This is a genomic window from Terrabacter sp. 01T434, assembly GCF_056398545.1.
Genome location: NZ_JBFTPP010000037.1, coordinates 1 through 422 on the forward strand (window position 1 = coordinate 1; position 422 = coordinate 422).

Genomic DNA, 422 nt, shown 5'->3' on the forward strand with positions numbered 1-422 from the left:
TGCCTCGATCCGTGGCCCGTTTGTCCCTTGTCCATCCTGAGCGCCAAGGAACACACTGCGAACGTGCCCAGGCACCGCGTCTGGCATAAGGAAGGTCGCCATGTACACGCGCCACACCACGTTCCCCCTCAAGCCCGATAGCGCAAGCAAGGCCGAGCAGATCGGACGGAAGTACGGCAAGCTCCTGCACGACCTCCCGGGCCACGTCAGCACGGTCATGGTCGTTGACGACACCAMCTTCACCTCGGTGTCCACCTGGGACACGCAAGAGCACGCTGAGGCCGTGAGGCAGACGCGCGATGACGCGCAGAACGAGCTCGGCGACCTACTCAGCGCAGCGCCGTCCACGGTCATCTCGGCCACCCTCGTCCACGACGTCGACTGACCCTGACTGACCTCGCCCGGTACTGGGAAGCACCGGG

Annotated in this window: 1 protein-coding gene; it reads left to right on the forward strand. The window is 65.1% G+C overall.

Annotated features, from left to right (window positions below):
* The first annotated feature begins 100 nt into the window (after positions 1 to 100).
* Complete coding sequence (locus tag AC1DIW_RS21885; RefSeq protein WP_478110927.1) at positions 101 to 385, forward strand: antibiotic biosynthesis monooxygenase family protein; 285 nt, start codon at positions 101 to 103, stop codon at positions 383 to 385.
* Positions 386 to 422: the final 37 nt, after the last annotated feature.